The sequence below is a fragment of the Bartonella machadoae genome (assembly GCF_022559585.1).
GTDB lineage: Bacteria > Pseudomonadota > Alphaproteobacteria > Rhizobiales > Rhizobiaceae > Bartonella > Bartonella machadoae.
Map to the genome: position 1 here is coordinate 343,802 of NZ_CP087114.1, position 24,854 is coordinate 368,655.

28 protein-coding genes, 1 tRNA gene and 3 pseudogenes are annotated in these 24,854 nt (G+C 40.4%); 9 read left to right on the forward strand and 23 right to left on the reverse strand.

All coding sequences use genetic code 11. From position 1 onward, the window contains the following. Positions 1 to 369 precede the first annotated feature (369 nt). The 7 genes and pseudogenes from LNM86_RS01715 to LNM86_RS01745 all read right to left on the reverse strand — a co-directional run bounded on the left by LNM86_RS01715 (position 370) and on the right by LNM86_RS01745 (position 4,151). On the reverse strand, positions 370 to 558 hold the full coding sequence (locus LNM86_RS01715; protein ID WP_241438177.1) for a hypothetical protein: 189 nt from the start codon (positions 556 to 558) through the stop codon (positions 370 to 372). 168 nt (positions 559 to 726) lie between these two features. Further along, positions 727 to 1,223 (reverse strand): annotated as a pseudogene (locus tag LNM86_RS01720) (hypothetical protein). A gap of 108 nt (positions 1,224 to 1,331) precedes the next feature. Then, a pseudogene (locus tag LNM86_RS01725) lies at positions 1,332 to 1,769 on the reverse strand (phage tail protein); the annotation flags it as partial. After that, on the reverse strand, positions 1,769 to 2,596 hold the full coding sequence (locus tag LNM86_RS01730; RefSeq protein WP_241437298.1) for a baseplate J/gp47 family protein: 828 nt from the start codon (positions 2,594 to 2,596) through the stop codon (positions 1,769 to 1,771). The gene LNM86_RS01730 and the pseudogene LNM86_RS01725, both read right to left, overlap by 1 nt. Next, positions 2,593 to 2,936 (reverse strand): annotated as a pseudogene (locus LNM86_RS01735) (GPW/gp25 family protein). The gene LNM86_RS01730 and the pseudogene LNM86_RS01735 overlap by 4 nt, the downstream one beginning before the upstream one ends. Next, the gene (locus LNM86_RS01740) at positions 2,933 to 3,622 is read right to left on the reverse strand and encodes a phage baseplate assembly protein V (protein ID WP_241438876.1); all 690 of its coding nucleotides are present in this window, start codon (positions 3,620 to 3,622) and stop codon (positions 2,933 to 2,935) included. The pseudogene LNM86_RS01735 and the gene LNM86_RS01740 overlap by 4 nt, the downstream one beginning before the upstream one ends. Next, the gene (locus LNM86_RS01745) at positions 3,615 to 4,151 is read right to left on the reverse strand and encodes a hypothetical protein (RefSeq protein WP_241438178.1); all 537 of its coding nucleotides are present in this window, start codon (positions 4,149 to 4,151) and stop codon (positions 3,615 to 3,617) included. The genes LNM86_RS01740 and LNM86_RS01745 overlap by 8 nt, the downstream gene beginning before the upstream one ends. A 59-nt stretch (positions 4,152 to 4,210) precedes the next feature. Here LNM86_RS01745 and LNM86_RS01750 point away from each other — a divergent pair, with 59 nt between their 5' ends. From LNM86_RS01750 to LNM86_RS01760, 3 genes are read left to right on the forward strand one after another with little or no spacing between them, the layout of a single operon-like run. After that, a complete protein-coding gene (locus LNM86_RS01750) occupies positions 4,211 to 4,483 on the forward strand; it encodes a toxin HicA (RefSeq protein WP_241438014.1) in 273 nt (90 codons plus the stop codon). Next, positions 4,473 to 4,790 carry a type II toxin-antitoxin system HicB family antitoxin gene (locus LNM86_RS01755; protein WP_241438015.1) on the forward strand — a complete coding sequence of 106 codons (318 nt, stop codon included), beginning with the start codon at positions 4,473 to 4,475 and terminating at the stop codon, positions 4,788 to 4,790. Before LNM86_RS01750 ends, LNM86_RS01755 begins: the two co-directional genes overlap by 11 nt. Positions 4,791 to 4,828: 38 nt before the next feature. Continuing rightward, positions 4,829 to 4,975 carry a CopG family antitoxin gene (locus LNM86_RS01760; protein WP_241438179.1) on the forward strand — a complete coding sequence of 49 codons (147 nt, stop codon included), beginning with the start codon at positions 4,829 to 4,831 and terminating at the stop codon, positions 4,973 to 4,975. A 42-nt stretch (positions 4,976 to 5,017) separates the two neighbouring features. Here LNM86_RS01760 and LNM86_RS01765 read toward each other — a convergent pair whose 3' ends face one another. From LNM86_RS01765 to LNM86_RS01820, 12 genes are all read right to left on the reverse strand, one after another. Continuing rightward, positions 5,018 to 5,296, reverse strand: a complete 279-nt coding sequence (locus LNM86_RS01765; protein ID WP_241438180.1) for a hypothetical protein — start codon at positions 5,294 to 5,296, stop codon at positions 5,018 to 5,020. Then, positions 5,293 to 6,036: an antA/AntB antirepressor family protein gene (locus LNM86_RS01770; RefSeq protein ID WP_241438181.1), complete on the reverse strand. Its 744-nt coding sequence runs from the start codon at positions 6,034 to 6,036 to the stop codon at positions 5,293 to 5,295. The genes LNM86_RS01765 and LNM86_RS01770 overlap by 4 nt, the downstream gene beginning before the upstream one ends. A 314-nt stretch (positions 6,037 to 6,350) precedes the next feature. Next, entirely contained in the window at positions 6,351 to 6,701 is a 351-nt protein-coding gene (locus tag LNM86_RS01775) for a head-tail joining protein (protein WP_241438182.1), read from the reverse strand. Position 6,702: 1 nt separating this feature from the next. Further along, complete coding sequence (locus LNM86_RS01780; protein ID WP_241438020.1) at positions 6,703 to 7,779, reverse strand: major capsid protein; 1,077 nt, start codon at positions 7,777 to 7,779, stop codon at positions 6,703 to 6,705. A 12-nt stretch (positions 7,780 to 7,791) separates the two neighbouring features. Then, positions 7,792 to 8,160: a head decoration protein gene (locus tag LNM86_RS01785; RefSeq protein ID WP_241438183.1), complete on the reverse strand. Its 369-nt coding sequence runs from the start codon at positions 8,158 to 8,160 to the stop codon at positions 7,792 to 7,794. Continuing rightward, a complete protein-coding gene (locus tag LNM86_RS01790; RefSeq protein WP_241438878.1) occupies positions 8,157 to 8,537 on the reverse strand; it encodes a hypothetical protein in 381 nt (126 codons plus the stop codon). Before LNM86_RS01790 ends, LNM86_RS01785 begins: the two co-directional genes overlap by 4 nt. Further along, a complete protein-coding gene (locus LNM86_RS01795; protein ID WP_241438184.1) occupies positions 8,420 to 9,487 on the reverse strand; it encodes a S49 family peptidase in 1,068 nt (355 codons plus the stop codon). Before LNM86_RS01795 ends, LNM86_RS01790 begins: the two co-directional genes overlap by 118 nt. Further along, the gene (locus LNM86_RS01800; protein ID WP_241438185.1) at positions 9,480 to 11,021 is read right to left on the reverse strand and encodes a phage portal protein; all 1,542 of its coding nucleotides are present in this window, start codon (positions 11,019 to 11,021) and stop codon (positions 9,480 to 9,482) included. The genes LNM86_RS01795 and LNM86_RS01800 overlap by 8 nt, the downstream gene beginning before the upstream one ends. Beyond that, the gene (locus tag LNM86_RS01805; RefSeq protein WP_241438023.1) at positions 11,021 to 11,269 is read right to left on the reverse strand and encodes a phage head-tail joining protein; all 249 of its coding nucleotides are present in this window, start codon (positions 11,267 to 11,269) and stop codon (positions 11,021 to 11,023) included. The genes LNM86_RS01800 and LNM86_RS01805 overlap by 1 nt, the downstream gene beginning before the upstream one ends. Positions 11,270 to 11,272: 3 nt before the next feature. Next, on the reverse strand, positions 11,273 to 13,201 hold the full coding sequence (locus tag LNM86_RS01810) for a phage terminase large subunit family protein (RefSeq protein ID WP_241438186.1): 1,929 nt from the start codon (positions 13,199 to 13,201) through the stop codon (positions 11,273 to 11,275). Then, entirely contained in the window at positions 13,194 to 13,754 is a 561-nt protein-coding gene (locus LNM86_RS01815) for a hypothetical protein (protein ID WP_241438187.1), read from the reverse strand. Before LNM86_RS01815 ends, LNM86_RS01810 begins: the two co-directional genes overlap by 8 nt. A gap of 368 nt (positions 13,755 to 14,122) precedes the next feature. After that, positions 14,123 to 14,632 (reverse strand): hypothetical protein, encoded by a 510-nt coding sequence (locus tag LNM86_RS01820; RefSeq protein WP_241438188.1) that lies wholly within the window; start codon positions 14,630 to 14,632, stop codon positions 14,123 to 14,125. A gap of 113 nt (positions 14,633 to 14,745) precedes the next feature. Between LNM86_RS01820 and LNM86_RS12730 the strand changes: the two genes are divergently transcribed. The 3 genes from LNM86_RS12730 to LNM86_RS01830 all read left to right on the forward strand — a co-directional run bounded on the left by LNM86_RS12730 (position 14,746) and on the right by LNM86_RS01830 (position 15,773). After that, on the forward strand, positions 14,746 to 14,874 hold the full coding sequence (locus tag LNM86_RS12730) for a hypothetical protein (protein WP_256460916.1): 129 nt from the start codon (positions 14,746 to 14,748) through the stop codon (positions 14,872 to 14,874). Position 14,875: 1 nt separating this feature from the next. Next, positions 14,876 to 15,499: a lambda exonuclease family protein gene (locus tag LNM86_RS01825; protein ID WP_241438189.1), complete on the forward strand. Its 624-nt coding sequence runs from the start codon at positions 14,876 to 14,878 to the stop codon at positions 15,497 to 15,499. A 70-nt stretch (positions 15,500 to 15,569) separates the two neighbouring features. Then, positions 15,570 to 15,773: a helix-turn-helix transcriptional regulator gene (locus LNM86_RS01830; RefSeq protein ID WP_241438190.1), complete on the forward strand. Its 204-nt coding sequence runs from the start codon at positions 15,570 to 15,572 to the stop codon at positions 15,771 to 15,773. A gap of 99 nt (positions 15,774 to 15,872) precedes the next feature. On the opposite strand, the gene LNM86_RS01835 is transcribed toward LNM86_RS01830, so the two are convergent. Continuing rightward, a tRNA-Phe gene (locus LNM86_RS01835) sits at positions 15,873 to 15,948 on the reverse strand. A gap of 393 nt (positions 15,949 to 16,341) precedes the next feature. Here LNM86_RS01835 and LNM86_RS01840 point away from each other — a divergent pair. From LNM86_RS01840 to LNM86_RS01850, 3 genes are all read left to right on the forward strand, one after another. Beyond that, positions 16,342 to 17,505, forward strand: a complete 1,164-nt coding sequence (locus LNM86_RS01840) for a phosphoserine transaminase (protein ID WP_241438191.1) — start codon at positions 16,342 to 16,344, stop codon at positions 17,503 to 17,505. 384 nt (positions 17,506 to 17,889) lie between these two features. Then, entirely contained in the window at positions 17,890 to 19,179 is a 1,290-nt protein-coding gene (locus tag LNM86_RS01845; protein WP_241438192.1) for an adenylosuccinate synthase, read from the forward strand. A 238-nt stretch (positions 19,180 to 19,417) separates the two neighbouring features. Then, positions 19,418 to 20,848 carry a hypothetical protein gene (locus LNM86_RS01850; protein ID WP_241438193.1) on the forward strand — a complete coding sequence of 477 codons (1,431 nt, stop codon included), beginning with the start codon at positions 19,418 to 19,420 and terminating at the stop codon, positions 20,846 to 20,848. Positions 20,849 to 20,995: 147 nt separating this feature from the next. Here LNM86_RS01850 and rpoH read toward each other — a convergent pair whose 3' ends face one another. The 3 genes from rpoH to LNM86_RS01865 all read right to left on the reverse strand — a co-directional run bounded on the left by rpoH (position 20,996) and on the right by LNM86_RS01865 (position 24,508). Then, on the reverse strand, positions 20,996 to 21,889 hold the full coding sequence (rpoH, locus tag LNM86_RS01855; protein ID WP_241438194.1) for an RNA polymerase sigma factor RpoH: 894 nt from the start codon (positions 21,887 to 21,889) through the stop codon (positions 20,996 to 20,998). Between the two features lie 160 nt (positions 21,890 to 22,049). Then, a complete protein-coding gene (locus tag LNM86_RS01860) occupies positions 22,050 to 23,048 on the reverse strand; it encodes an RluA family pseudouridine synthase (RefSeq protein WP_241438195.1) in 999 nt (332 codons plus the stop codon). Positions 23,049 to 23,077: 29 nt separating this feature from the next. Continuing rightward, a complete protein-coding gene (locus LNM86_RS01865) occupies positions 23,078 to 24,508 on the reverse strand; it encodes an aldehyde dehydrogenase family protein (protein WP_241438196.1) in 1,431 nt (476 codons plus the stop codon). Between the last annotated feature and the right edge of the window lie 346 nt (positions 24,509 to 24,854).

Here is a 24,854-nt window from a genome sequence, read left to right on the forward strand (position 1 = left end):
TTGATAATTACGGTTTAAAAATAAGAATCTAAATTTGGATTGAGTGATTTTAGTTACCTCAAAAATGAGGGCACTGTTATGAATACGTTTCAAAAAAGAGTTTATAACCATCGCAGAGCTAATAGGCTTTTCTCATTCAAATGTGATGATCTCAAAGAACGCTTTCATAATCATTCCTTTATATTATTTTGGATAAGTTTTTATAAAGAAACTAGAAAGCTTGCAATATAATACGTTTTGTATATATGCATTTATTACTCCATTAGAGTTGAGACATGAAAGCCGCGTCACGTAAAAATGGCACGGCTTTCTTTTTTGCTCTCTTGTCTTTTGAAATGGTATAAAACCAACGCCCCCCGCATTTGGTATTTATTCTTCAGTATCAACAATCTCGATAAGAATATCGCTCTTATTAACCTCCTTATTTTTTGGAACCTCTCTTATCTCACTTCTTCGATTGAGTTTTGCACGCCCACAAACCCGACCAAAAACCCTGATAGTATGAGAAACCTGAGCCTTGCCATAAACAGAGCCATAAATTTGCGCACAGCCACTCACTTTTGCATAGTCATAAACCTTGCCATAAATCTTTGCACGGCTATGAACAACAGCATAGCCATAAACATGTGCAGTGCTAAAAAGACAAGCAGAGCCTGATACCCTAGCGCTACCATAAAGCCTTGCATATTCAAAAAGACAGCTATTATGAGAAAGATGTGCTTTGCCTTAAAGGTTTAAAAAGGCTTTATTACGCAGCCAGATGATTTTTAATTCATTATTGGAAAGCAGTTCGATACAAGATCTTGTCTCAATTGTTATCAATTATTTTCAATAATGAGAACAATGCCGTGACTATGAGCATTTTCAGAAATATGGACATGATTGACGACACGGGCGTGATCATAAACTTGTGCCTTTCCATAGACATGAGCATGATCATAAATGATCGATTTACCAAGAACGATTGCATTTCCATAGACATACCCAGCGATAATAGCATTATTATAGACCCTAGCATTTTCAGAAACACGACCTGAGTTTAAAACCAGAGCATTACCATAAACCCGGCAATTACCATCATGAGAGAGGTTATCTTCATTTTCGATAAAACCACCCAATTGACCGACCTTGACATCAGAAAAGCTTTTTAAAGTCTGAATGCGATAAAATATGCGATTACCAAAGAGACGCGTTTCATTTGTAAGTGCAAATTTTTTTTGCATAGAAACAATCCTTATAGAATGAGATTTTTAAATGGAAAGAATTTGGAAAGCAAGCGTCCCCCGTCGCGCCGTTATTTATGCTGCTTTATTTTCGATAATTTTTTCATTGACACTACGGCGAAAATCAGAGCGTAAGCTTTTGGAAAGTTCTGTGATGGCTTCAATGGCTTCAAGAGCACTTTGTTCAGGCAATTGATCAAAGTAAAGTTGAAAGGAATTCCACCACGCACGCCCCGACCATGCTGGTGTCAAGCGTGCTGTAATCTGAAGCCATTCAAGCCCTCTATCAATGGCCGCTAAAGAACCGCGCAAACGCTGCCATTGGAGCCCTTGGTCAATCAAATCATAGAGGTTTGGAACATAAGGCGTAAGCTCTCCAAGCCCATATTCTTCAATCAACCACGGCAAGAAGCGAGGAGGGCGGGTGATAAGCTTAGAGCGTGAAATCCCCAAAACAGCGCCATCAACATCTTGATGAAAGTCGCAAGCATCGGCAAGGCGCCTTTCAAATTCTGTTGCATTGTTTGGGAGGAGGGCACCAACCATTAGCGTGCCCGTCCTTTGAAGTTTAAGGTGACCTTACCAATCGCTAAAACCTCTTCATCACCAACGGCTCTGTCTTGTGTTGGTGTAATGGCAATCACTTTCTGGACACCCGCAATCATCAGTTTAGAAACCCACCATGAAAGGCTTAATTCACGACCAATGGCGTGTTCTTTTCGCCATGCTGTTCTTAAATTTGTTTCCATTGTCGTGAGAATTTTCAAAGAAGTTTCGGGTAACAGCCAAACATCGGCTTGTAAATCCACCACTTTTTTGACAGCAGCGTGCACAATGATTGTATCATTGGTCATGATGATATTCTTTCTGTGAAGGGCTTGTGAGACTGTTTGTATGAGATCTTCAGAAGCTGTGCCTTCTTCATTATTGCCAAAAAGCGCAACATAGATGGTTGGATCTTTGCCTTTGCGATAAATAATGGCATCCTTAACACGGCTATCTGCGGACATGGCTATAAGTTTGTAATAGGGTTCTGTTCCGCTTCCCTTGCCACCACGGGCATGAAGTCTTATGCGTTCGCGATATCTCTCGTCACTTTCACCCTCCATGCGGGCAATTCCATGCCAGTTACCCAAAGCGTCAAGAGATTCACCGGTTGCAAAATCAAGAATATTGTTGCGAGCGGCTTCGTTAATACGTTGCCTTAAAAGCAGTTCTCGATAGCTAAAGGCTTCAATGACTTTTACGGCTGGATCACTTTCAAGAACACTATATCCGGGCAACAGTTCTTTTAAGTGGTCAAGAGCTGCTGCTCGTATTTCTTCAAAGGAAATTTCTGTAATGATTTCTGGTTTTGCAAGTGCTTCATTCATTTTATCAGCAATCCTTCCATGGTGATGGGCTTGCCTGAAGGCAAATAAAGACCTTCAAAGGACACAAGGAAACTTGCCCATTCTCATTCCATTTACAATCAATCTTGTTCAGTTTAAAACGTGGTTCCCACTTGTCTAAAGCCTCGGCAATAGCGGCATAAATACGAACAGCAAAGGCGTCATTGACCGGTGCATCAATGATATCTGCAACGTGTGAACCATAATCACGACGCATCACACGCGTACCAATGCGTGTTGATAAAATATCAAGGATGGATTGACGCAAATGTTCAATGCCAGTCAAGGGTTTTCCTGTGCTACGGTTCATTCCTATGTTCAATTGGGACCTCCTGTCATGGAGCCACCAAGAACAACACCACCGTGAACATGGGTTGCTCCTACATTGGTGCCGTTATGGGTCAAACCACTTGAATTCATGGCAACATTGCGAGCAGAATGAAGAGAGAGACTCTCATTGGAATGAAGTGAAACATCACCACCAGCCTGCAAAGAGATGTTGCCCTTTGCATTGAAATTGATATCGCTTTGTGAAACAATTTTTATACCTTCTGGTGCGGTAAGTTCTAGCTTGCCACCATCACCTTTAAGAGACACGCCATCCGCAATTGTGAGAATGAATTTTCCGCCTGATTTGATCTGCATGCTATAGCTGTTTTGTTCATCATCATATTCAAGGATGGTGCCATCGGGATAAATTGTTCTATGAATATTGCCTTTATCGGCTGCTTGATTAGCATCGGTATGGATAGAACCAACAATCACCCCTTGCGCTAAATCCCCTGATGATGCAACCACCACCACTTGTTCTCCAACATCCCGTCCTTCATAAGAGCATGTTTTACCGGCGCGGGCTTGGGTATCTGGAATCCAGTCACTGATAAGATTGCCGCTTTTTACCCGATAGCGTGCATTTTTATGGTCGACATGGCTAATTGTGCCCACCATAACCATATTTGCGAGACGTCTTTTTAAATCGGTGATGTCTTTATCGCGCCGCTCAAGCATGGGGGACCTCGATTTTATGATATTTGTCTTCATTGCCCACGCCTGTTTGTGGTGTAATCCTCAAGAAAGGTTCAATAGGTTTTGCGCTTGCACCATCTTCTTGTGTTTCAGGGGAGGGGATATTGGTCACATAAGTGACCTCAAAGGTTAAAATTGCCCCATGGAGTGCTAGAGCACCATTATCGCCAAAGGCAAAAGCGATATTTTGCAGGTGGCATGTTTCTACGGTGTTATTGAGATTGGGATTGGCGTAGAAGATCTCTTCAACTTCCCATGCTAATTGGTCGACAAAACGCGCACCATCTTCTTGTGTCGCATAACATTCAACATCTACGGTTAAGACACGCCGCCTTACTGCATTATCATAGCCATCTTCAATTGTTTCGCTTTGTGTTGAGATATTAATTGCCGGTGTGTTCTCAGCGGAAAAGTTGAAATCACGCATATTAAACACATTGTCACCAGCCGTTGTCTTTGCTGCTTTGATCAATGCAACAAAGCTTTCTCTTATCGTCTCTCTCGGATGCATAAAAGTTCCTGTTTAATTGATGCCATTTTTATTTTAAAAATGGTTGACTAGGATTAATAATGATACTATTATCGGTTATGAACAATAAAGTTGAAAAAATAATCAGCTTGATGAAAGCCTCACCAAAGAACATCAAGTTTTCAGATTTGTTAGCTGTGTGTGTGCATTTTTTTGGAGAACCGCGGAACAATGGTACAAGTCACTTTGTTTTTAAAACGCCGTGGCTTGGGGACCCCCGTGTGAATATTCAAAAAGATACTGGCAACAAAGCAAAAGCTTATCAGGTCAAGCAAGTCTTACAAGCGATAGAAAGGATAAAACATGAACAATAATCATTATACATATCGTGTTTTGTGGTCGCAAGAAGATAAGGAATATGTTGGTTTGTGTGCAGAATTCCCATCCCTTTCATGGTTAGATGTTCAAGCAGAGAAAGCTTTAAAAGGTATTATGGATCTCGTTTCAGAAGTTATTGAGGACATGCAACACAATGGAGAAGAAATTCCTGTGCCTTTGTCACATGGTAAATATAGTGGTAAGTTCCAATTAAGAATACCACCAGAACTCCATAGGAAGCTCGCAATTCAAGCTGCTGAAAATGGTGTAAGTTTAAACAGATATATTTCCTCTAAACTTTAAAATTTTAATCTATATACACTAAAAGAAAAGTTAAGTTTATGAAAACCTCTCAATTAAAACAAATGCCGGTGTTTAAGACAGATGAAGAAGCAGAAAACTTTGTTGATACTGCTGATCTCACGGATTATGACTTAACTGGTTTTAAACCCGTTCATTTTGAATTTTTACCTAAAGAAGCCTCTTAACCACCTCCCCATTTTTGAGAACGGGGAGGGATATATTTTTACTTAGGCAACCTTTTTAATAGGGTTTTCCAAATTCGGCTGGTAAGCTTTTAAAAAAGGATCTATCGTTGCGGGAAACTCTGAAGCTCCAAAATCTGTAAGAACTGCTAGAATCTTTGTAATATTTGGCACGTCATCTTGAAGTTTCAAAATCAAAGCTTTTTCTACAATGCCCATAACCTCAACCAGTGCCTTACAATCTTTATCTCCAATGCCTTTATGGTTAGAAAATTGAGACAACGCTATCCACAAATCACATAAAAAATTGGTATCTACTTTCATTGTACACCTCCATGGATTTGTTCTCTTAAGCAAGCCAATCCTCTAGATGTGATTTTTGTTGAAGGGAGCACCTTTTCTGTACCATCCGGTCTTTGAATAGTAATAGCAGGGCAATCCATCAAACCTTTTTTGATTTTATCTTGATAAGGTAATAAAGGAGCACTCGGAGCCCGTCGATAGACCCAATCATGTTTACGCAAATAATCGGTTAAGTCCTTTGGTCGTATTTCTAACATTTTTGCAGATTCAATAAGACCAAACAGACCATCAGAGCGTTTCAAGCCATCAAGTGCCTTGGCTTTAGGCTCTAACTCGGCAATCACATGGTCTTTCTGCTCGATTTGGCTTTGTAAGTGATTCAAGAAACCAATCATTGCTTGTGGACTTGAATAATCAATCTGTGGTGTTGCTACTTGCTTTGCAAGTTTTTCACACTCAATAAAGTACAAACGAGCTTCTCTACCTTTCTTATTGTTCTCAAGCATAGAAAGTTCTTTTGCGACACTTAGAGTCAAATGATAATCTTTACGATTATGTCCTCCCCTGCCTTTGCTTCCCAAAATTGGGAAGCAAACAAAGTCTTGATTTTCTACTAAATTATATTTGTTGATACGTTCAGTAATCCAATCCGCAAACTTTTTACCTACTTCCAAAAACGCATGTAACTCACGTGCATTTACTGTCTGAACAATATCACCATTAATAGTGGTTTGATGTATGTCTATTAAATATTGTACCATGATTTGGCTCCTGTGTAATTAGACGTTTGTTAATGACACTCTAAAAGAATGCCGGGCGCTAACAAACACGGTACACAGTCCGTCGTTATGCTTTCCCCGCAAGGGTATTGTATAGCATAACTACACCCGACAAGCCATTATATGCGTGCAACATATAACGAGTCAAAGCTTTTAATTGGCGGAGAAAAGATTGTTTCGGCAATCCATCCGCTGTGTATTTAAGGTGTTTGTTAGGCACCTGATTCGATTATTCATATTCCCATAATCTTGTCAAGCAGTAATATAAGATTTTTTAAAAATGATAAGAGGGTTCTTTATTTTACCTCCCTTAAAATAAGCTTATACATACCGGATTCAGAGGCTTGGACATCTGTGACAATGAAGCGCTCTTGAGTTGTCTCTTCAGTGTTTTCAGGGGCGAGCACCACGACATTATCCTCAGCTTTTGGTGGCAATCCGCCAATATCATTGATACAAAGATCAAGTTCTTTTCTTGGAATTGTTGTTGGTATTCTACCACCAGCATCCGATTCCGAATGTTTGATGCCGTAAATTGCTGTAATCCGAAAAGATTGTTGATTGTCCTTTCGCGTATAGATGACGGGCTGCCCAAAGGTGTTGCGTACCTCTTTTACCATTTTGTTAAGCAGCCCGTGCCATAGCATGTTATTTCCCTCCAATGACGGCTTTGAACAGCATTTCAGGACGTGTGCAAATGTAAAGCGGATAGCTGTAAACTTCAGGCTTTACCCATGCATTACGGTCATGATCGACGATTAGCATCGTGTAGAGAGGTTTTCCCACCGTGTTGGCAAAATCTAAGCTTTCACCAGGTGCAAAGGTTTTCTGGAATACACCAGGCGCATTAACAGGAAAGAATTGACATTCATCAGGCTTAATTCCTATCGCACGCTTTGTTCCAGCCTTTGCACTCACATTATAGTTATGAATACTGCGATAATTGATAAAGGTCACACCCGCAAAGTCAAAACTACCAAAGCTCCCTGAGCCAAGAGCACTTGGTGTTGCAACGCCTCCTGCGCTATTGAGTGTCTGAGCTAAGGCTGTGTTTAAATAGGTTTCACGAATGGTTTTATGGTTTTTTAGTTTGGAAAAGAATTCATTCCCACAAAGTCCAATAATCCGTGAACGGTCAGAGAATGCTCCTTTTGAAGCTTCAATCATTCGCATAATGACCTGATCAACATTATCAGCAACATTGGTTGTTTCATTCTCCAGTTTAAAGTCAATTGGCTTTGGTGGGGTAATTTCCCATTCCTTATACCAATCGACAATCACCGAACCATCAGCATCAAGGACAACACCTTGAACAGCACCAAGCTGCATGTTTTCCCATGTCAATTCGATTTCAGAAATCAGTTTCTTTTGTTTTCTGGCAATATATTTCATTGCCGTCTCTAACTGATCTTCTGTGCCAAATTCACGCCGGTTTTGGATTTCTTCTGATTTCACAGTATCACTTTTGGCAATACGGGTTGTTTTGAAAAACCGAAGATTACGACTGTCTCTGTCACCTTCTGCTAAAGGGGCTCCGCGTTCGCTGGTTTGAATAAGCGAAAATGTATTATCACGCCGTTCAATACCAACCACTGTGGTGCTGGTTTCAACTTCTTCAAAAAGATTGAGAGAGCTTACAAGACCCGGTTGAAACTCATAGTTTTCAATGGCTTTCATCATTGTAATGCTTGAGAAAGCATCATGTTTAAAAAAATTCATATCCATGTGCGTATTCTCCTATCGCAACAGAATTTTATTGTTGTCTTCTAAAGACTGGATAGCTGCCATTTTTTCTTGCTCCAGTATTGCATCGGGCCATATCAGTTCCGAAGCTTTTACAGTACTCAAACGCGCTGTAATGACGGCACGTTGTTCTTCACCTGTTGCATCAACAGTGGCATAAGAAATCCCTGCGGGCACCGCACTGCCATCAGATGCTGCCGGATTAAGAGGGACATATTTTCCCGTTTTTGTTATCTTTCCCATGACAGTCCCAGCCTCAATGAAGGCTCCTGATGCAAACACCACTTGTTCATTTGACATGTCAGGGTCGTAGCGCCCAAGATAAGCGCCATTGCGAACATCTTCATAAATAATATGACTCATTTTATTGCCTTCCAAATTGATTGCCATTTTGCATGAATTTTTGCCTTGCTTTCTCCATCAGTATGAGGAACATAAGGCGATAGTTTTAAAGAGGCGCTTTGCGAGCTAGCCTCCGTCAAGACGCACTGGCGTGCTTTCTCGATACTCATACCGTTTTGAATAGCCTTTGCGGCATCAAAAGAAACCCCTAAGCGCTTTGCTTGCCTTTCAAGGGTTGTCAGTGCTTGAGCGCGCTTTCTTTCTTGTTCAAGGATGGCTTTTAGGTTTTCGCGTTTGTCCTCATTGTCTTCATCCTCCTCTTCGTCTTCGTTGTCGTCAAAGATTTCGGCGTTTTTATCGCTGTTGTGATCATTTTCATCCTCTTCTTCATCGCGGATGTCGACAATCTCTTCATCTTCTTCTTGTTGGGCGCGGTATTGTGTGCGTGCCATGTGTTTTGTCCTTCTTTTGCTGTTACAGTTGGGGTTTGTGAGATGAAATCCGTTAAGGATTCCAAAGCTTGCGCAAGCGTGCCTTGCGCATCTGCTAATCCAAGCGTGATAGCTTGGATGCCTATAAAAGTTTCTGCCTGTGTGTCACGAATTGCGTCCGCATTCATTGGTCTGTTTTGTGCTACCCAATCGACAAACATCTCGTAGAGCAGGGCGCAATCTGCTTGCATTTTGTTAAGCGCAATATCAGCCAATGGCTCGTGAGGATTACCATGAACCTTGTGATCACCTTCAAAGACAAAGGTCCATTTAAACCCTTGTTTTTCATCTGCGCTTGATTGGTCAAGATGCGCACAAACCACCCCAATTGAGCCGACAACGCCTGTGCGAGCTACCCAGATTTGCGAAGCAGAACAGGCAATGGCATAAGCAGCAGAACAGGCAAACTCATTGGCATGCGCCCAAATTGGTTTTTGATGCTGTTTTGAGAGTGCTTGGAATTCTTCAACCAAATCAAACACTCCGCCGGCTTCTCCACCACCACTGTCAATATCGAGCAAAACAGCTCGGACATCAGGCTGTTTAATGGCTTCACGAAAAGAGGCGCTTAAGCCTTCATAAGAGGTTAATCCTGAAAGGGCACCAAGCCATGCACCGCGGCGCACCAGTGTGCCATGAACCGGTAGGATGGCAACATTATTGCGCACCACGTAACTCTCAGGTGGTTTGAAAGATGCGCTATCCCCTTGCAAAAAAGCCTGAGGGGCAAACTTTTCTCCTGCAAAAAGACGCGGTGCAAGAGCGTTAAGAATGACATCAAGCTTTGTCGAGGCAAGCATATGTGGAACACCAAAAAGCCGTGATACTAAAAACGGCATGTCAAGATTATTAGTCATTTTTATGCGCCTCACTGCCTTGGTTGCTTTCATAAGTCTCAGAAGGATCTGAATCTGTGAAATTCGTCGTTTGATTTTCACCAGAGGGTGCCGCCATATCGGTATCAAAAGATAAACCACGGGCACGAGCATCGGTGTGTTCTTCTTCGAGTTCGGCATGGATGCTGTCGATATCAAAACCCCGTTCGGCAAGTGCCATTCTTCGTGTTTTTAAACCGGCGCGAATTTCTTCTTTTTCTGCCGAGATATCTTTGTTTGGATCAATCATTTCAAGCGGGGGCGCAAAGCTTTCACATTGAAGCCATGGCAAGGGATTTTCTTCCCATCCTGGTAATTCTACGCATCCAGCAAGCACGGACATTTCCACAAAGCGCTCCCAGACAATGCGGTTGAATTGAAAGGCAATGATATGTTCGCGCCATTGTTTGACGTGACGTCTAAACTGAATAATGGAGGTGCGTACATTGGAAAAATTACCCCGCGTAACGTCTTCAGTGACAACGGCATAAGGCATATTGAGAGCCGAGCAAATTTTTAAAATATTGCGAAATTGAAAGGCTTCATAAGAACCACCAACCTCAACAGGATTTGAGAATTTTATCTCTTTATTTTCTCCTAAATAAAATGATCCACCTGGTTCAATGACAGGTAATTCGGATTCTTCTTCTTCGTCTTTTTCGTTACGATTATCAAGTAATTTGGCGTCGTTTGGGGAATTTCCTGAGATAAACACCGCGAAAAGAGCTGCTGTTCTTTTTCGATCAAGTTTCGCATCATCATAGGATTCCAATTGAAAGATCTTTGTCATACTGCGCGTTATTTTTGGAGAACCGCGCAATTGTCCGGCAATACGGCGCTCTTTGATATGAAGGACCATTCTTGCGGGGATACGCACGCGTTCTTGGCTCTTAAATGCACTGTTTGCAGGGCAATCATCATAGGGGTGGTGTTCCCAGAAATGATAAGCAACACGCTTGCCACTGGCATCAAATTCAATACCCATACGAATGTAATTGCCTTCAATTTCCGCAGGTCCATTGTAAGTGAGGTCCAGCATTTCGGTTGGATAGATTTGTAATTGAAGAGGCACCCCAGAGCGTCCATAAAGGTCAACATAATGCAGTCTTACAAAACATTCGCCGGTTAAAAAGACTTCTCGTGCAATTGTTGCTTGCAAACCATAAAAGCTCGCATCTTCATCATAATCCGCCTCATCAACCCATTGCCACCATAAGTCTAAAAGCTTTTTCTTTTCTTCTTGAAATCCTTCAATACGAGGATAAGGTTTAATCCCATCACTCACAGCTGCGGAAACCCATTCTTCTGTTGCCGAGCCATAAAGAGATTCATTGTCATAAAGCCATCTTGAACGAGCAGTAATGGTTTCGCCGCATTCTTCAATTGCTTTATTGATGTGTTTTTTTGCGGGATCAAACCCACCCATGCGACGGCTTTTGCTTGCAGCTTCAAGAGGCGGATTGTGTTGACGAGAAATTGTAAAAAAGCCCGTGAGTTTATTGATAAAGCCAGCCATTAATAGCCTCGTGATATATTAAAATAGAAAACACGTGAACGCTTGCGTCCTTCAAGGTTCTCTATTTGTGTGTTCAGCATCTCAAGTGCTCTGCGAAGTTCCTCAACAGAACGGTTGCTTACTTGCTTATCGCCATGGCGCACGGATTGCGCTCCCGAATAAAGAGCCTCTTCAATTTGTTCGCGTCGCCTTTTTAAACTTTCAAGTCTCTCAGTTTTGCTGTTTATTTGCTTCAATTCTTCATCCACAAATTACCTCCAATCTCCTCGCATATAAGGATTTATTATCGTTCTGAATTGCTTCCTTTGAGGTTGTGCTGTCTGCGTTCTTTTGGGAGAAGTGGATGAAGAAATCCCTGATGTTGGCTGCTCTAAAGAAGCGTCAACTTTAAGTTTTTCCAAACGCTCTTCTAAGATATCGACTTCCAGGTTAAGGTTTATTCCTGCCGAAATTAGCCCCTGTAAAGCGGCATAAGCATAAACCCTACAATCCAAAGCCTCGTTTCTTGCTTTCTCACTTTTTTGCCATTCAATGCGCTTGAAGCCTTTAAAATATTTGATGACTTTTCTTTCAGCCGTGAGCTGGTCAAAATATTCTCGATCAAGGCTTTTATGAAAGTGTGTTGCACCAGCCCCCGATGCTTCAGGACCGGATTTTTTTAATCGTGCCGTGATAATATCTTTTGCCGCATCAACACCAACAATATAGAGATTAATCTGTCCTTTATTGTTTCTGCTTGGACGGCGTGGCCATACCGCACGCCATCCCGCCTGTCCCTTAATCCCCCAGATGCGTCGTCCTTCACGGGGGCGTACATAATTGTAAACGGCTTGTGTATGTCCACCACCGGTATCAATACAAGCCGCTGTTATTCTGATGCCATCTTTGTAACCAGGGTGTGACCAACGTCTTGCCAGATATTCATCCAGTTGGTCCCAGACTTCAAAAGAAGACGGATCACCAGGAATGATGTGATAATCAATGTGCCAGCTTTCTTCACCACGCCCCCATCCAACCACTTCAAGCTCTAAGCGGTCGTTTTGCACATCGATGCCGGCGGTCAATAACACGGCTTGCGGCGGTGCAATGGGATAATCTTCGCGTTTTGCATAGAGGCTATCAGGATCAACAACTTCACCTGTTCTGTCCTCCCATGGCTCTCCAAGCACTGTATTAACAAAAGGTTGCAAAAGCGCTGGATCATCTTTCGCTTCTAAAAACTCTCTTGCGCATTCTCCCCACGTTAGCCAAGGTGAATAGAGTGCCGAAATATGATAAGAGCGTAAATTCGGTCTCGTTGATTCACTCGTAGGAACCCAGCACGCGCCTCTTTCCTCACTCATAAGATCGGTTTTTCTGTGCTCGGCATGTTCATGACCACAATGGGCACAAACAAAAACAGCTTTTTCGGGGGCTCCTTTCGGCCACTTGATTTGCGACCAAACAATGGGCTGTAGAACCCCACACTTATCACAAGGGACATTGTAATATCTTTGATCACCAAGCACGAAATCTTTGGCAATACGGCTTGTGTCACGGTGTGTTGGCGTGGACAATTTAAAAATCTTTCTCTGCACAAAGGTTGAGGTACGCTTTTCGGCAATCATCACAGGATCACCTTCGTTATCCACACTGAGAGGATAGGCATCAACTTCATCCAAAATCAGATAACGAATAGGCATGGAACGCAAACCAGCAGCACTGTTTGCTCCTGTAAGCATCAATGCTCCCCCATCAAATTCTTTCGAAAACATTGTATTTCCGCTGTCACGTGCACGGGCAGGGGCAATGCGTTCACTTAAAACAGGGCTTGCCATAATCATTGGATCAAGACGCGTTTTTGACAGTTTCTTCGCGGTCTCGACAGTAGGCATTACATAAAGAGCGGGTCCCGGACTATAGTGAATAGCATAACCGCAGAAGTTCAATCCTGCTTCAGACATTCCAATTTGCGCTCCTTTCATGACAATTGTTGTTTCAATTGGCACATAAGAAGAAAGGTTATCCATGATTTCGCGCAAATAAGGGGTACGCTTTGTTCTCCACAATCTAGGCTCTGCACTTGCTACGGTGCTAAGGTATCTATTCTTATCCGCCCATTGCGAAACCGTGTACGGTGGATCTGGTTGTCGTGCGTCATTGGCATTGGCGAAAAATTCTTCGATTGCATTTTCATCCATTATTCGTTTCTTGCAAGATTTCTAACTCCGGAGAATGAGGATCATGAAAAGGCACTGGAATGTTAACCGCCTCAAGCAAAGCTGTTCTCATATAATAATCAATGGCACCAATAAGGCTCGCAGCATCACATCCCACTTGTGCTGCAATGCTTGCACCGAAACGGTGAGGAAACTTCAACATGGCATCACGGTGTGCTCTTCCAAATTCACGCGCCGCCTTTTTCATTTCTTCACGGTCAACCGTTGTTTCGCGTAACTTTTCCAGAGCAATCTTCTCTCTTTCAAGCGCAACTTGTATTCGCTCCAATTTGATCTCAAATTCATTGGCTGCTTTTGCGGAATCCTGTTTAATTTGTGTAGATTTCTGATGAGTTTTCTTAGTAGGATTTTGGTTCCATATCGCTGTTGCAAGAGCTTCATTGACAGAACCATCTTCAAAAAGAGCAGCATCAAATTTGCCTGTTTTAATTCGAGAAACTACCGCATTATGCGACACACCCATCTTCTTGGCAAAAGCGCGAACCGAGAGACCCTCACGATGCTTTTTGTTCATTCAAAATTTCTCCTTGCCTTCTTCTATGCTCTAAGAAGTAAGACGGCGTATCAGGATAAAGAGAGTTTTACGTCACAAACTGAAAAACAAGCTATCAACGGATAAGGAAACATTTCATATATTGTACAGTACACATATTGAAATCATTATTTATCAATAAGTTATGTGTACAATGTACAGTCAATTTGAAAAGTTCTAACGCTAGCGATAGTTCGCGCTGTCCTGCCCCGCAACACTCCCAACCCGCTGGAAAGTACCTTTTGCATTGATTTTATTGCATTTTTTCTGGAAAAAGCCAAAATATAAGTGATAATTTGCTTTAAAAATTACAATTAAAGTGAGTAGTGTGTTTACATAGCTTAAGAACATTATTTCTTTTTCTTATTAGCGGCATATTTTTGACGATCAAGTTGTCTCTGGATATTTTTGATTAATCTCTCATTGGCATATTGTGTAATAGTATTTGCAATTTCTGGCTTGGACATTACTCTAGCAATTGATGGTCCTTCTTGTTTTGCAATAGGGAATTGATCACCATCGGCTCTTTGAAAAACATTGTTACCCATTTTTAATTCAACACGCTTTGGAAAACTCCCACCTCGAATAAAAGCATGGGGTAAGATTTCTTTTTTGCCAAACATTGTGTAGGTCACACCATGTTTTGTTTCTCTTGTTTTAAAAAATTTAAGAGGTATTGGTGTTCCAGAACCAATGATATCTGTCTCGAGAAGCTGTGCTGTAGCCTTGCCTTTAATATAAACACCTTTCTTGATACGCTTTGATTTTGCTGATGTAAGCTTAGAAATTTTCTTTTCGGCAAAGCGCTCCACTTGTTTTGCTGCGGTATTTACAGCGTAATGTGTTGTACAATGTCGCAAGCAAAGAAGATGATACAGATGGTAACAAAACAAAACTCTCAGGACCAGCTTCGCCTCAACAAATGGCAGACATTAAACGATTAGTCTAAAAAACAAATGCAAACGAAACAAAAATGTTGGCTTCTGTAAACGTAAATAGCATTTCCGAAATGACTTTTGAACAAGCGCAAACCGTCCTGAATAATTTGTATAAGAAACAAAACCGTCAAGCTTTTGAAGCACAACAAAGATTAGGTGCGTGATATGGACCAAAGATCTGCACAATGGTTTCAAGCAAGATTAGGGAAAGTTACCGCGTCTAATGTTTACAATGTCTTCAGTAGAACAGCCAAAGGATTGCCGACAAGCAAATACGAAGACTACAAAATCAAACTCATGACAGAACGCTTAACAGGGGAAATAAGCCAATCTTATATAACACCATCTATGCAATGGGGTATTGAACATGAAGAGGACGCCCTGAAAGAATATGAATTCATTTATGATGCCGATGTCATAAAATGCGGTTTTATACCACATCCTACCATAGAGACGGCAGGGGCTAGTCCTGATGGCTTGATTGGAGAAGACGGTTTAGTTGAAGTCAAATGTCCACAGTCAACGACGCATCTTCGTTTTTTTATGTATGACGAGATTAAACCTGAATATATAGCGCAGATGCAATTCCAAATGGCTTGTACAGGACGCAAATGGAGTCATTTCATTAGCTATAATCCACAATTTGTAGGCAGATCTACTGGTTTGAGGATGAAAGTCAAACGCATCCACCGTGATGATGAACAAATTGAACAGATTACTAAAGCAGTCGAGGTCTTTTTAGCAGAAATAGAGCAAGACATGGAGCAGATCTTGACAAAAGCTGCTTAACCCTATGGGGGTGCTCTCTCCTCCCAGCACCCCCGCCCATTTATATAATAAAAGAGTGAAAGGTAATGAGATGATATTTGATGATGGTGATAGATATGTGACAACACGCGAATGTGCACAACTTTTTAGCGTATCAACCACAACGATTCGCAATTGGGTGATTCAAGGGGTGTTTCCTGAGCCTTATAAGCTAGGGAGAGCGGTGAGATGGAGAAAAAAAGAGATCTTAGCCTTTACCCCGAAGAAAAATAAGGAGCAAATAATAACAAATTAGGTAAAGTTGTATAAACTGTAGAAGGTGGTCTAAAAGGTGGTCTGAAATCAGTTTTTAAAATAAAAAGATTATATATTTCAATATGTTAAAGATAAAAGGTGGTGCCCAGACGCGGAATCGAACCACGGACACGCGGATTTTCAGTCCGCTGCTCTACCAACTGAGCTATCTGGGCACATTTCACAAAACATGTGCGGTTATAACATTAAAATTTTCTCTGTCTAGCCATCAAAAAAAAATAATTGATTTTTTATAAGTTTATTTCCGTATTCTAGCAATTATAATGGCTCTTTTTGTAAAATCAACTTGATAGGTATATTATGATACGTTAGTGTGTTCTCATCAGAATGTTATCTTATCGTGATGAAAGCGTGAGGAGATCTTTTTTAAGAAAAAACCTTGAAGGATAATTGAGAGTGATATTTTTTACAAGATTTCCACGTATTTTAAGTTGATGAAATAAATAGGGAATATTTTAAACTTCTGTTTAAGGGGACTTATTGGCACAGTCTTTATAATAATTAGCTTTTCTTTAAAGAAAGGCAAGCCATCTGAAAGGGGAGAAATAATGATAATGTTTCAAAAACCAAATTGTCGTCCGAATAATCCTAATTTTTCTTCAGGTCCTTGTAGTAAACGGCCTGGCTGGACTGTTGAAGTTCTTAAAAATGCATTGGTTGGGCGTTCACATCGATCTAGAGAAGCAGAATTAAAACTTGCTGAAATTGTTGATTTAACACGTGAGATTCTTGAAGTTCCTTCTGATTATCGTATAGGAATTGTGCCGGCTTCAGATACCGGTGCTGTTGAAATGTCTCTATGGTCTCTCTTAGGGGAGCGCGGCGTTGATATGGCAGCGTGGGAAAGTTTCGGGTCGGGGTGGATTGCAGATGTTGTTGAGCAATTAAAGCTTACTGATGTGCGTCTTTTTGAAGCGCCTTATGGTGAACTACCAGACTTAACACAAATTGACTTTGATCGTGATGTTGTTTTTACATGGAACGGAACGACTTCAGGTGTACGTATTCCTAATGCCGATTTCATTCCAGACAAGAGAGCAGGGCTAACAATTTGTGATGCAACATCAGCAGCTTTTGCGCAAAATCTTGATTTTTCAAAATTAGATGTTGTTACTTTTTCATGGCAAAAAGTTCTCGGAGGAGAGGCCGCTCATGGTATGTTGATTTTAAGTCCTCGTGCTGTTGAACGACTTGAGAGTTATGTGCCATCTTGGCCAATGCCGCAAATTTTCTGTATGACAAAAGATGGAAAGTTAACTGAAAATATTTTTAGAGGAGTAACCATCAATACGCCTTCTCTGCTTTGTGTTGAGGATTTTCTTGATGGATTGAGGTGGGCAAAGGCGCAGGGTGGTTTGCAGGCATTAATGGCGCGTGTTGAGAAAAATTTTGCTGTACTCGATGATTTTGTTCGCAAAACACCGTGGTTAGATTATTTGGCAAAAGACCCTCAAGTACGTTCTAATACATCTATTTGTTTAGATATTGTTGACCCAGTGATTACTTCTTTAAGTACTGAAGAGCGGGTATCTTTTATAAAAGCAGTAGTGAATCGTCTTGATGAGGAAGGGGCAGCTTATGATATTGGATCTTATCGAGACGCGCCTCCAGGATTTCGGATTTGGACAGGTATAACAATTGAGGCTTCCGATCTAGAAGTTTTAACACAATGGCTTGAATGGGCATTTCAGGTCGAAAAAGCGCGTCTTTAACTAACGATTAGCAATTTTTATAACGTGTTTTTTCCCAAAAGAAGAATACGAGAGATGATGATCTCTCGTATTCTTGTATGAGATAATAAACTATAAGTGCCACATAGATTATCAAAGATTATGAGAGGAGTATGAATGATTTTCAGATGTTGGCTAAGAGAACAATCAAAAACTCCGAATGTTTCTATCTTTACGGGAAAATGACAAATTTAAAATGAAGATATATTTTGATATTTTTTTATTGATTATCATGAATTTGAAAATTTAATAACCAAGATTGGAAAAAGCTAAAATGAAGAGTCGCACTTGCTCTAAGGTTTCGTTATAAAGAAGCGTTTGTTTTTGAATGCTGATTTTATTTGACAAAACACGACGGAGAAAATTATGACCAATGTAGTAGTTGTTGGTACACAATGGGGTGATGAAGGCAAAGGAAAAATTGTAGATTGGTTATCTGAGCGTGCAGATGTTGTGGTAAGATATCAGGGGGGGCATAATGCAGGTCACACATTGGTTGTTGATAGAGTTAGTTATAAATTATCGCTTTTACCATCTGGTTTAGTTCGTGGAAAGTTATCCATTATTGGTAATGGGGTTGTTGTTGATCCCCATCATTTTGTAGCAGAATTAAAAAAACTACGTGAGCAAGGGGTGAAAATTACACCGGATATTTTACGTATTGCTGAAAATGCTCCCTTAATTCTTTCTTTGCATCGTGATTTGGATGCAATTCGTGAAAGTGGTTTATCGGGTTTAAAAATTGGTACAACAAGGCGTGGTATTGGTCCAGCTTATGAGGATAAGGTGGGGCGTCGTGCTATCCGCGTGATGGATTTAGCAGAAGCGGATACGCTTATGGCTAAAATCGAACGACTTTTGCGCCATCATAATGCTTTGCGTCGAGGGATGGGGGTTGCAGAGATTGATTCTCAAGCACTTTATGATGAGTTGATGCAAGTAGCGGATGAAATTTTACCCTTTATGGATTGTACGTGGCACCTTTTAGATGAAAACTATCGGATGGGAAAACATATTCTCTTTGAAGGTGCACAAGGTGCTTTATTAGATAATGATTTTGGGACTTATCCTTATGTGACATCATCCAATACAGTTGCAGGGCAGGCATGTACCGGTTCGGGTATGGGACCTTGCGCGATTCATTATGTTTTGGGTATTGCAAAAGCTTATACAACACGTGTTGGAGAAGGACCATTTCCGACAGAGCAAATAAATGATATTGGCGAATTCTTAGGAATGCGTGGGCATGAATTTGGCGTTGTAACGGGGCGAAAACGTCGATGTGGTTGGTTTGATGCAGTCTTAGTACGTCAAATGGTAACGATTTGTGGTGTTCAAGGAATAGCACTGACAAAACTGGATGTTTTAGATGGTTTGGAAGAAATTAAAATCTGTGTTGGTTATGAGCTTGATGGTAAAAGAATTGATTATTTACCCTCTTCTATGGGCGCGCAAGCGCGTGTGAAGCCCATTTATGAAACGTTAGAAGGTTGGAAGGACGCAACAGCGCATGCGTTAAGATGGGAAGATTTACCGGTTCAGGCTGTCAAATATATACGCTATATTGAAAAATTGACCAATACACGCGTGGCTTTATTATCCACTAGCCCTGAACGTGAAGATACCATCCTGATTACGGATCCTTTTGCAAATTAATTATTATTTTGAAATTTCTGTATCGGGTCTAGATTTTTCTCTGTGCTTTTTTATAAAGAAAGGCTTGAGAATGAATGAGAGAAAGGTACAGAAGAGCATTGTTTATTTTTCATATTCATTTTAGACTATTATGAGTGTTATATCATGTAAATGGCAATCAATTGAAAAGGCTAAAATAAAGGTATTTTTGGCCTGAGAGCTGAGATTTTTTCTCAGTTTGAGAAAGATTATAGAGGATATGGTAGATTTCGTTGGAATCTTAAAAAGGGCAATCAATGCGCAAAGTAATGTTACACTACAAGTGCGTAAGCGGATTTATAAGCGGGCTATCGAAACATTAGAACATCAGTTTGTAACAGCAAAAGTACCCCAAGCAATAGCAGATGGACAAAGGAAGAGTTTACAAAGTGCTATTGCAACTGTTGAAGAGGAATATTTAGCTCTTGAAAAGAACTTACTTTCTTCAGTTATGGGATGGAATCCTACAAAGAGTGCTAAAGTTGATAAGTACACACAAAACTGTTCTATTTTACAGCAAGATAACACGTTTTCAGAGATGAAAACAGAACAAAGGCAAGATGTTGTTACAAGTTCAAGAGACAACAAAGCACTTGATAAATCTTATTTATCAGTTACTCCAGATGCAGAACCTGTCAATATGGAGGGGTATTCAGCTTCTCAGTGTATTGACGACAATATATTAAAAGCTTCTCCTTTAGCTTCTGTTTCGAAAGAAGATAATCCGTACATTGTTTCACATATTTTTTCTCAGGCTTTGCGTCGTGCGAATCGGTCGTCAATGCAAAAACGTATTGTGATAACGACTGCTGTTGTTGCTAGTCTTGTCATCTTAACGATTGGTCTCTATTTCGTTAGTGTCCGTATGTTTGTCTTAGATGATCATCTGTTGACTGAAGAAAATCAGCAAGTTTCTCATCCGTTACCAAAGGCATTTTCAGTTAACCAAAAGTTAACGAAACGTTTATTAGAGGATGGGAGAGAAGTTGATGTTGGCTTAAATCAAACAGCAGATTTATCGCATAAAGAAGGAACTTCAACAGTTGTTTCCAGTAGTTTGCAACCGTTTGAAAAACGAGGTGAAGCTATTTTTTATCAAGCGCGGACAAATTACGAAGCAGAAAAAGTGGCGACAGGGAGTACTCATTGGACACTTATAAAGGAAGCGCGTGAGAAGGAGGGGGGAGAGGAATCGGCTATACAAGGCGATATAACAATTCCAGATGAAGGGTTATCATTACGATTAATTTTACGTCGTAATACCGATATATCTTTTCCTGCTGCATACATTATGGATCTTATTTTTATTTCTTCTGATAAATTTTCAGGTCAAGCGATAAGCAAAGTTCAAGCGTTTACTTTTAAAGCAAGTGAGCAATCCATTGGACAGGCACTCACAAGAGCTATTGCTGCAAAGATTGACGATAATCTCTTTCTTGTTGCTTTAAGCGGCAATCAACCATTTCTTGAGCGAAATTTACAATTAATGCGAGAATTGGATTGGGTACGTGTGGTGTTAACTGATAAAAATGGACGTATAAGCGAATTAACCTTTACAAAAGGACAAATAGGAAAGTCTATTTTTAATGAAGTCATTGGACAATGGCTTACACAACAAGATAAGCGAACAATTCCTGATCCGGAAAAATAAAACATCAATGCATTGGAAGACAAAATGCTATGCTGAGGCTTTCTTCCATAAAAAGGGTTTTGTGTTTCAATTTAAAAAATATGGGGCAAGCAAATTCTTGTTGCCCCTTTTTAAGAATACACAAATAAATTGGATTTATATTTAATTTTAAAGGCTCTCTATTTGATTCTGGGATAAGACAGAAGCTTTGATAGAATTTTGTACTTTTTCAAATGCACGCATTTCAATTTGTCTTACACGTTCTCGACTAATATTAAATTCATTAGAGAGTTCTTCTAATGTTAAAGGTTTCTCGTTTAAACGACGTGCTTTGAATATACGCTTTTCACGTTCATTGAGATTATCCATAGCATTTACGAGCATAGAACGACGATTTTCCAATTCACTTTGTTCTAGTAACATCTGTTCCTGATTATTGGAGTCATCGACCAACCAATCTTGCCATTCACCATTTTCACCTTCTTTTGTGCGAAGAGGCGCATTGAGTGAAGTATCACCGCCAAGTCGGCGATTCATTGAAATAACTTCATCTTCTGTGACATTCAATTTTGTTGCAATTTCTTTTACGTGTTCTGCATTAAGATCACCACTGTCAAGTGCTTGGAGTCTACTCTTTAATTTACGAAGATTGAAAAACAGACGCTTTTGATTAGCGGTTGTCCCCATTTTCACCAAACTCCAAGATCGCAATACATATTCTTGGATTGACGCTTTAATCCACCATATTGCATAGGTTGCAAGGCGGAAACCACGTTCAGGATCGAAACGTTTAACAGCCTGCATAAGGCCAATATTGCCTTCTGAAATAACCTCCCCAATAGGCAACCCATAGCCCCGATAACTCATTGCGATTTTGGCTACGAGACGCAAATGACTGGTGACCAGCCTATGTGCAGCTTTGAGATCATTATGTTCACGATAACGCTGAGCCAGCATATATTCTTCTTTGGGCTCAAGCATTGGAAAACGCCGTACTTCTTCTAGGTAACGATTTAATCCTCCGTCACCTGTCGTTATGGATAGTAGATTCACGTGGGCCATAGAGCACCCTCCTTTTGTATGAATTCCCTGATAAGGCAAATTCCATTTGTAGATATTATAAACATCCCTCTCACTTTGTACTAGCATAATTTTTCATTTTATTCAAAAAGAGTTTCTGATATTCTAATTGTGAAATCCTGAACAGGTTAAAAGTTTCAATTTATTTTTTAAAATTCTTAATAAGTTCAGCCATATCTTGAGGAAGTGGTGAAGAAAAAGACATAATTTGACCTGTCGTGGGATGTTCAAAAGTAAGGCTCGCTGCGTGAAGTGCTTGTCGGTTAAATTGATCGATTACATTTTTAAGAGTGGGATTAAGCGTATTTGATTTTGTTTTAAAAGCACCTCCATAAACGGTATCACCTATGAGTGGATGCCCAATATAAGCCATATGAACACGAATTTGATGCGTGCGTCCAGTTTCCAGACGACATTCCAGAAGACTGGCAAAGGGTGTTGTATCTATGCAGGTTTGATATTTTTCAAGGAGAGAAAAATGTGTAACAGCATGACGTGCATGAGTGCTTTTGTTATGGATAACAGCTTGTTTTATCCGATTATGGGGGGAACGACCAAGGTGTGTATCAATTGTCCAAACATTACGACTAGGGGCCCCCCAAATCAAGGCGTGATAACGCCGATCTAATGCGCAGGTACGTCCATGGTCGGAAAATTGGCTACTGAGGCTTTTGTGAGCAAAGTCATTTTTAGCGACAACCATGACACCAGTGGTATTTTTATCGAGACGATGGACAATACCAGGGCGCTTAACACCGCCGATACCAGATAAACTATTCCCACAGTGATGGATAAGAGCATTCACCAATGTTCCGGTCCAATGACCATTGCTGGGATGAACAACAAGACCAGCAGGCTTATTAATGACAATAACGTGATCATCTTCAAAGAGAATGTCTAATGCAATGGCTTCACCGCTAGGTTCTGCATCACGGGGGAGTGGCATTGTGAATTCAATAATTTGATGAGGTTTTAGTTTTGTTTTTGGTTCCTTTATGAGTTGACCATCAACTTTAAGATAGCCTTCACGGATGAGAGTTTGCAGACGTGAGCGTGACAACGTATCGTGGTATTGTTGAGCAAGCCACTGATCGAGTCGTTTCCCAAGAGCACTCTCATCCGTTATTCGCTGTGTTATCATACAATTCCTATTAAGTTGTAATATCCCTTTTACCAGTATGAAATTGCTTTGGTATCAAGAAACTCTTTAATTCCCCAGTGACCGCCTTCACGCGCACGTCCAGAAAATTTTACGCCTCCAAAGTAACTACCACTCGGTAATCCATATCCATTAACTTCCACCATACCAGACCGTATTTGCGCTGCGATACGGCGACATTTGCTACGATCTTGTGATTGTATATAATTTGTAAGGCCATATTTTGTATCATTAGCTAAAGCAACGGCTTCTTCTTCTGTTTTAAAGGGAATAATGGAGAGGACTGGACCAAAGATTTCTTCTTGAAAAATACGCATATGAGGTTTTACATCGGCAAAAACGGTTGGACGTACATAATAACCGCGTTCCATTCCCACTGGTAAACCAACGCCACCTGCAACAAGAGTTGCCCCTTCATCAATTCCAGATTGGATAAGATCTTGAATTTTATCATATTGCTGTTTTGAAACGACTGGACCAATATGATTCCCTGTTTGATGGTTTGGTCCCACTTTTGTTTGTTCGGCAATATTTTTCGCTGTTTGAATGGCTTTTTCATAGAGAGTGTGTTCTACAAGCATACGCGTTGGTGCATTACAACTTTGTCCACTGTTATAAAAGCAATGTTGTACACCACGCTGAACAGCCTCTGTATCAGCATCGGCAAAGACGATATTCGCTCCTTTACCTCCAAGTTCCAGACAAACCCGTTTTAAAGTATTGCTCGCATTTTTAGAAATATCTTTTCCTGCTCTCGTAGATCCGGTAAAACTAATCATTTCTAGCTCTGGATGAGCAGAAAGGTAAGAGCCAACGTTGGCACCATCACCATTGATTAAATTAAAAACACCGGCAGGCAAAGCAGCTTCATCTAAAATTTCAGCAAAGAGCATAGCAGAAAGAGGAGCAATTTCAGAGGGTTTTAACACCATCGTGCAGCCAGCTAAGAGAGCAGGGATAACTTTAAGAGTTACTTGATTCATGGGCCAATTCCATGGAGTAATCAATCCTACAACACCGATAGGGTCATAATGAAGAATTGCTTGTTCATTTCCTTCTACTAAAATCTCTTGAAATGAAAACTCTTTGTAAGCTTTGATAAAGTTGCGAATATGGGAAGCGCCTGCTGCTGTCTGTGCATTGAGAGCCATATCAATCGGTGCTCCCATTTCCATTGAAATGGTTTTTGCCATCTCTTCTGAGCGTTTTTCATAGATTTCTAAAATTTTTTCAACGAACTTAAGGCGTTCACTAGGTTGAGTTGTTTGCCAAGTTTGAAAAGCTATTTTAGCCGCATTGATTGCTTTATCAGCATCTTGTTTGCTACCAAGGCTAATAACAGCACAAGCTTCTTCTGTTGATGGATCAATAACATGGAAATCATGAGGAGTGCTTGGATCGTCCCATAGACCATTGATATAAAATTTCTGTTTATAAAACATAATGAGCTCCCTTTATTTCTCTGTATGTTATTAAATTTTACCCTATTTGAACCTTTTTGAATCGGAATAACAAGGATAATTTTATTAAAAATAAGCAATTGATTTATTGTATGACAAAAAGGCATGGAGAATTAAACATGAAGAATTAAAAGAGCTCATATAAGAATAACCGTTTATATTATTGTGCTTAGAAAGAGGCTTGAAAGAGAAGTACGGACAATTTTTCGTAATTTTTTATTATAGAGTTTTTTTCACGAAAAATGACGTATAGCCTGCATAAAATCATGATTTTACATGTTATCCAATATTGATGGAGAAAATCTCTATGCGAGAAATGACGGCATTA

Bases quoted from the DNA above. Each gene is read 5' to 3' on its own strand.
- LNM86_RS01740 (WP_241438876.1), bottom strand. From the start codon at position 3,622: ATGCTTGAGCGGCGCGATAAAGACATCACCGATTTAAAAAGACGTCTC.
- LNM86_RS01845 (WP_241438192.1), top strand. From the start codon at position 17,890: ATGACCAATGTAGTAGTTGTTGGTACACAATGGGGTGATGAAGGCAAA.
- LNM86_RS01765 (WP_241438180.1), bottom strand. From the start codon at position 5,296: ATGAAAGTAGATACCAATTTTTTATGTGATTTGTGGATAGCGTTGTCT.
- LNM86_RS01760 (WP_241438179.1), top strand. From the start codon at position 4,829: ATGAAAACCTCTCAATTAAAACAAATGCCGGTGTTTAAGACAGATGAA.
- LNM86_RS01810 (WP_241438186.1), bottom strand. From the start codon at position 13,201: ATGGATGAAAATGCAATCGAAGAATTTTTCGCCAATGCCAATGACGCA.
- LNM86_RS01800 (WP_241438185.1), bottom strand. From the start codon at position 11,021: ATGGCTGGCTTTATCAATAAACTCACGGGCTTTTTTACAATTTCTCGT.
- LNM86_RS01815 (WP_241438187.1), bottom strand. From the start codon at position 13,754: ATGAACAAAAAGCATCGTGAGGGTCTCTCGGTTCGCGCTTTTGCCAAG.
- LNM86_RS01780 (WP_241438020.1), bottom strand. From the start codon at position 7,779: ATGGATATGAATTTTTTTAAACATGATGCTTTCTCAAGCATTACAATG.
- LNM86_RS01840 (WP_241438191.1), top strand. From the start codon at position 16,342: ATGATAATGTTTCAAAAACCAAATTGTCGTCCGAATAATCCTAATTTT.
- rpoH (WP_241438194.1), bottom strand. From the start codon at position 21,889: ATGGCCCACGTGAATCTACTATCCATAACGACAGGTGACGGAGGATTA.
- LNM86_RS01750 (WP_241438014.1), top strand. From the start codon at position 4,211: ATGATACTATTATCGGTTATGAACAATAAAGTTGAAAAAATAATCAGC.
- LNM86_RS01730 (WP_241437298.1), bottom strand. From the start codon at position 2,596: ATGAATGAAGCACTTGCAAAACCAGAAATCATTACAGAAATTTCCTTT.
- LNM86_RS01785 (WP_241438183.1), bottom strand. From the start codon at position 8,160: ATGAGTCATATTATTTATGAAGATGTTCGCAATGGCGCTTATCTTGGG.
- LNM86_RS01770 (WP_241438181.1), bottom strand. From the start codon at position 6,036: ATGGTACAATATTTAATAGACATACATCAAACCACTATTAATGGTGAT.
- LNM86_RS01755 (WP_241438015.1), top strand. From the start codon at position 4,473: ATGAACAATAATCATTATACATATCGTGTTTTGTGGTCGCAAGAAGAT.
- LNM86_RS01795 (WP_241438184.1), bottom strand. From the start codon at position 9,487: ATGACTAATAATCTTGACATGCCGTTTTTAGTATCACGGCTTTTTGGT.
- LNM86_RS01775 (WP_241438182.1), bottom strand. From the start codon at position 6,701: ATGCTATGGCACGGGCTGCTTAACAAAATGGTAAAAGAGGTACGCAAC.
- LNM86_RS01850 (WP_241438193.1), top strand. From the start codon at position 19,418: ATGGTAGATTTCGTTGGAATCTTAAAAAGGGCAATCAATGCGCAAAGT.
- LNM86_RS01860 (WP_241438195.1), bottom strand. From the start codon at position 23,048: ATGATAACACAGCGAATAACGGATGAGAGTGCTCTTGGGAAACGACTC.
- LNM86_RS01825 (WP_241438189.1), top strand. From the start codon at position 14,876: ATGGACCAAAGATCTGCACAATGGTTTCAAGCAAGATTAGGGAAAGTT.
- LNM86_RS12730 (WP_256460916.1), top strand. From the start codon at position 14,746: ATGTTGGCTTCTGTAAACGTAAATAGCATTTCCGAAATGACTTTTGAA.
- LNM86_RS01745 (WP_241438178.1), bottom strand. From the start codon at position 4,151: ATGCATCCGAGAGAGACGATAAGAGAAAGCTTTGTTGCATTGATCAAA.
- LNM86_RS01830 (WP_241438190.1), top strand. From the start codon at position 15,570: ATGATATTTGATGATGGTGATAGATATGTGACAACACGCGAATGTGCA.
- LNM86_RS01865 (WP_241438196.1), bottom strand. From the start codon at position 24,508: ATGTTTTATAAACAGAAATTTTATATCAATGGTCTATGGGACGATCCA.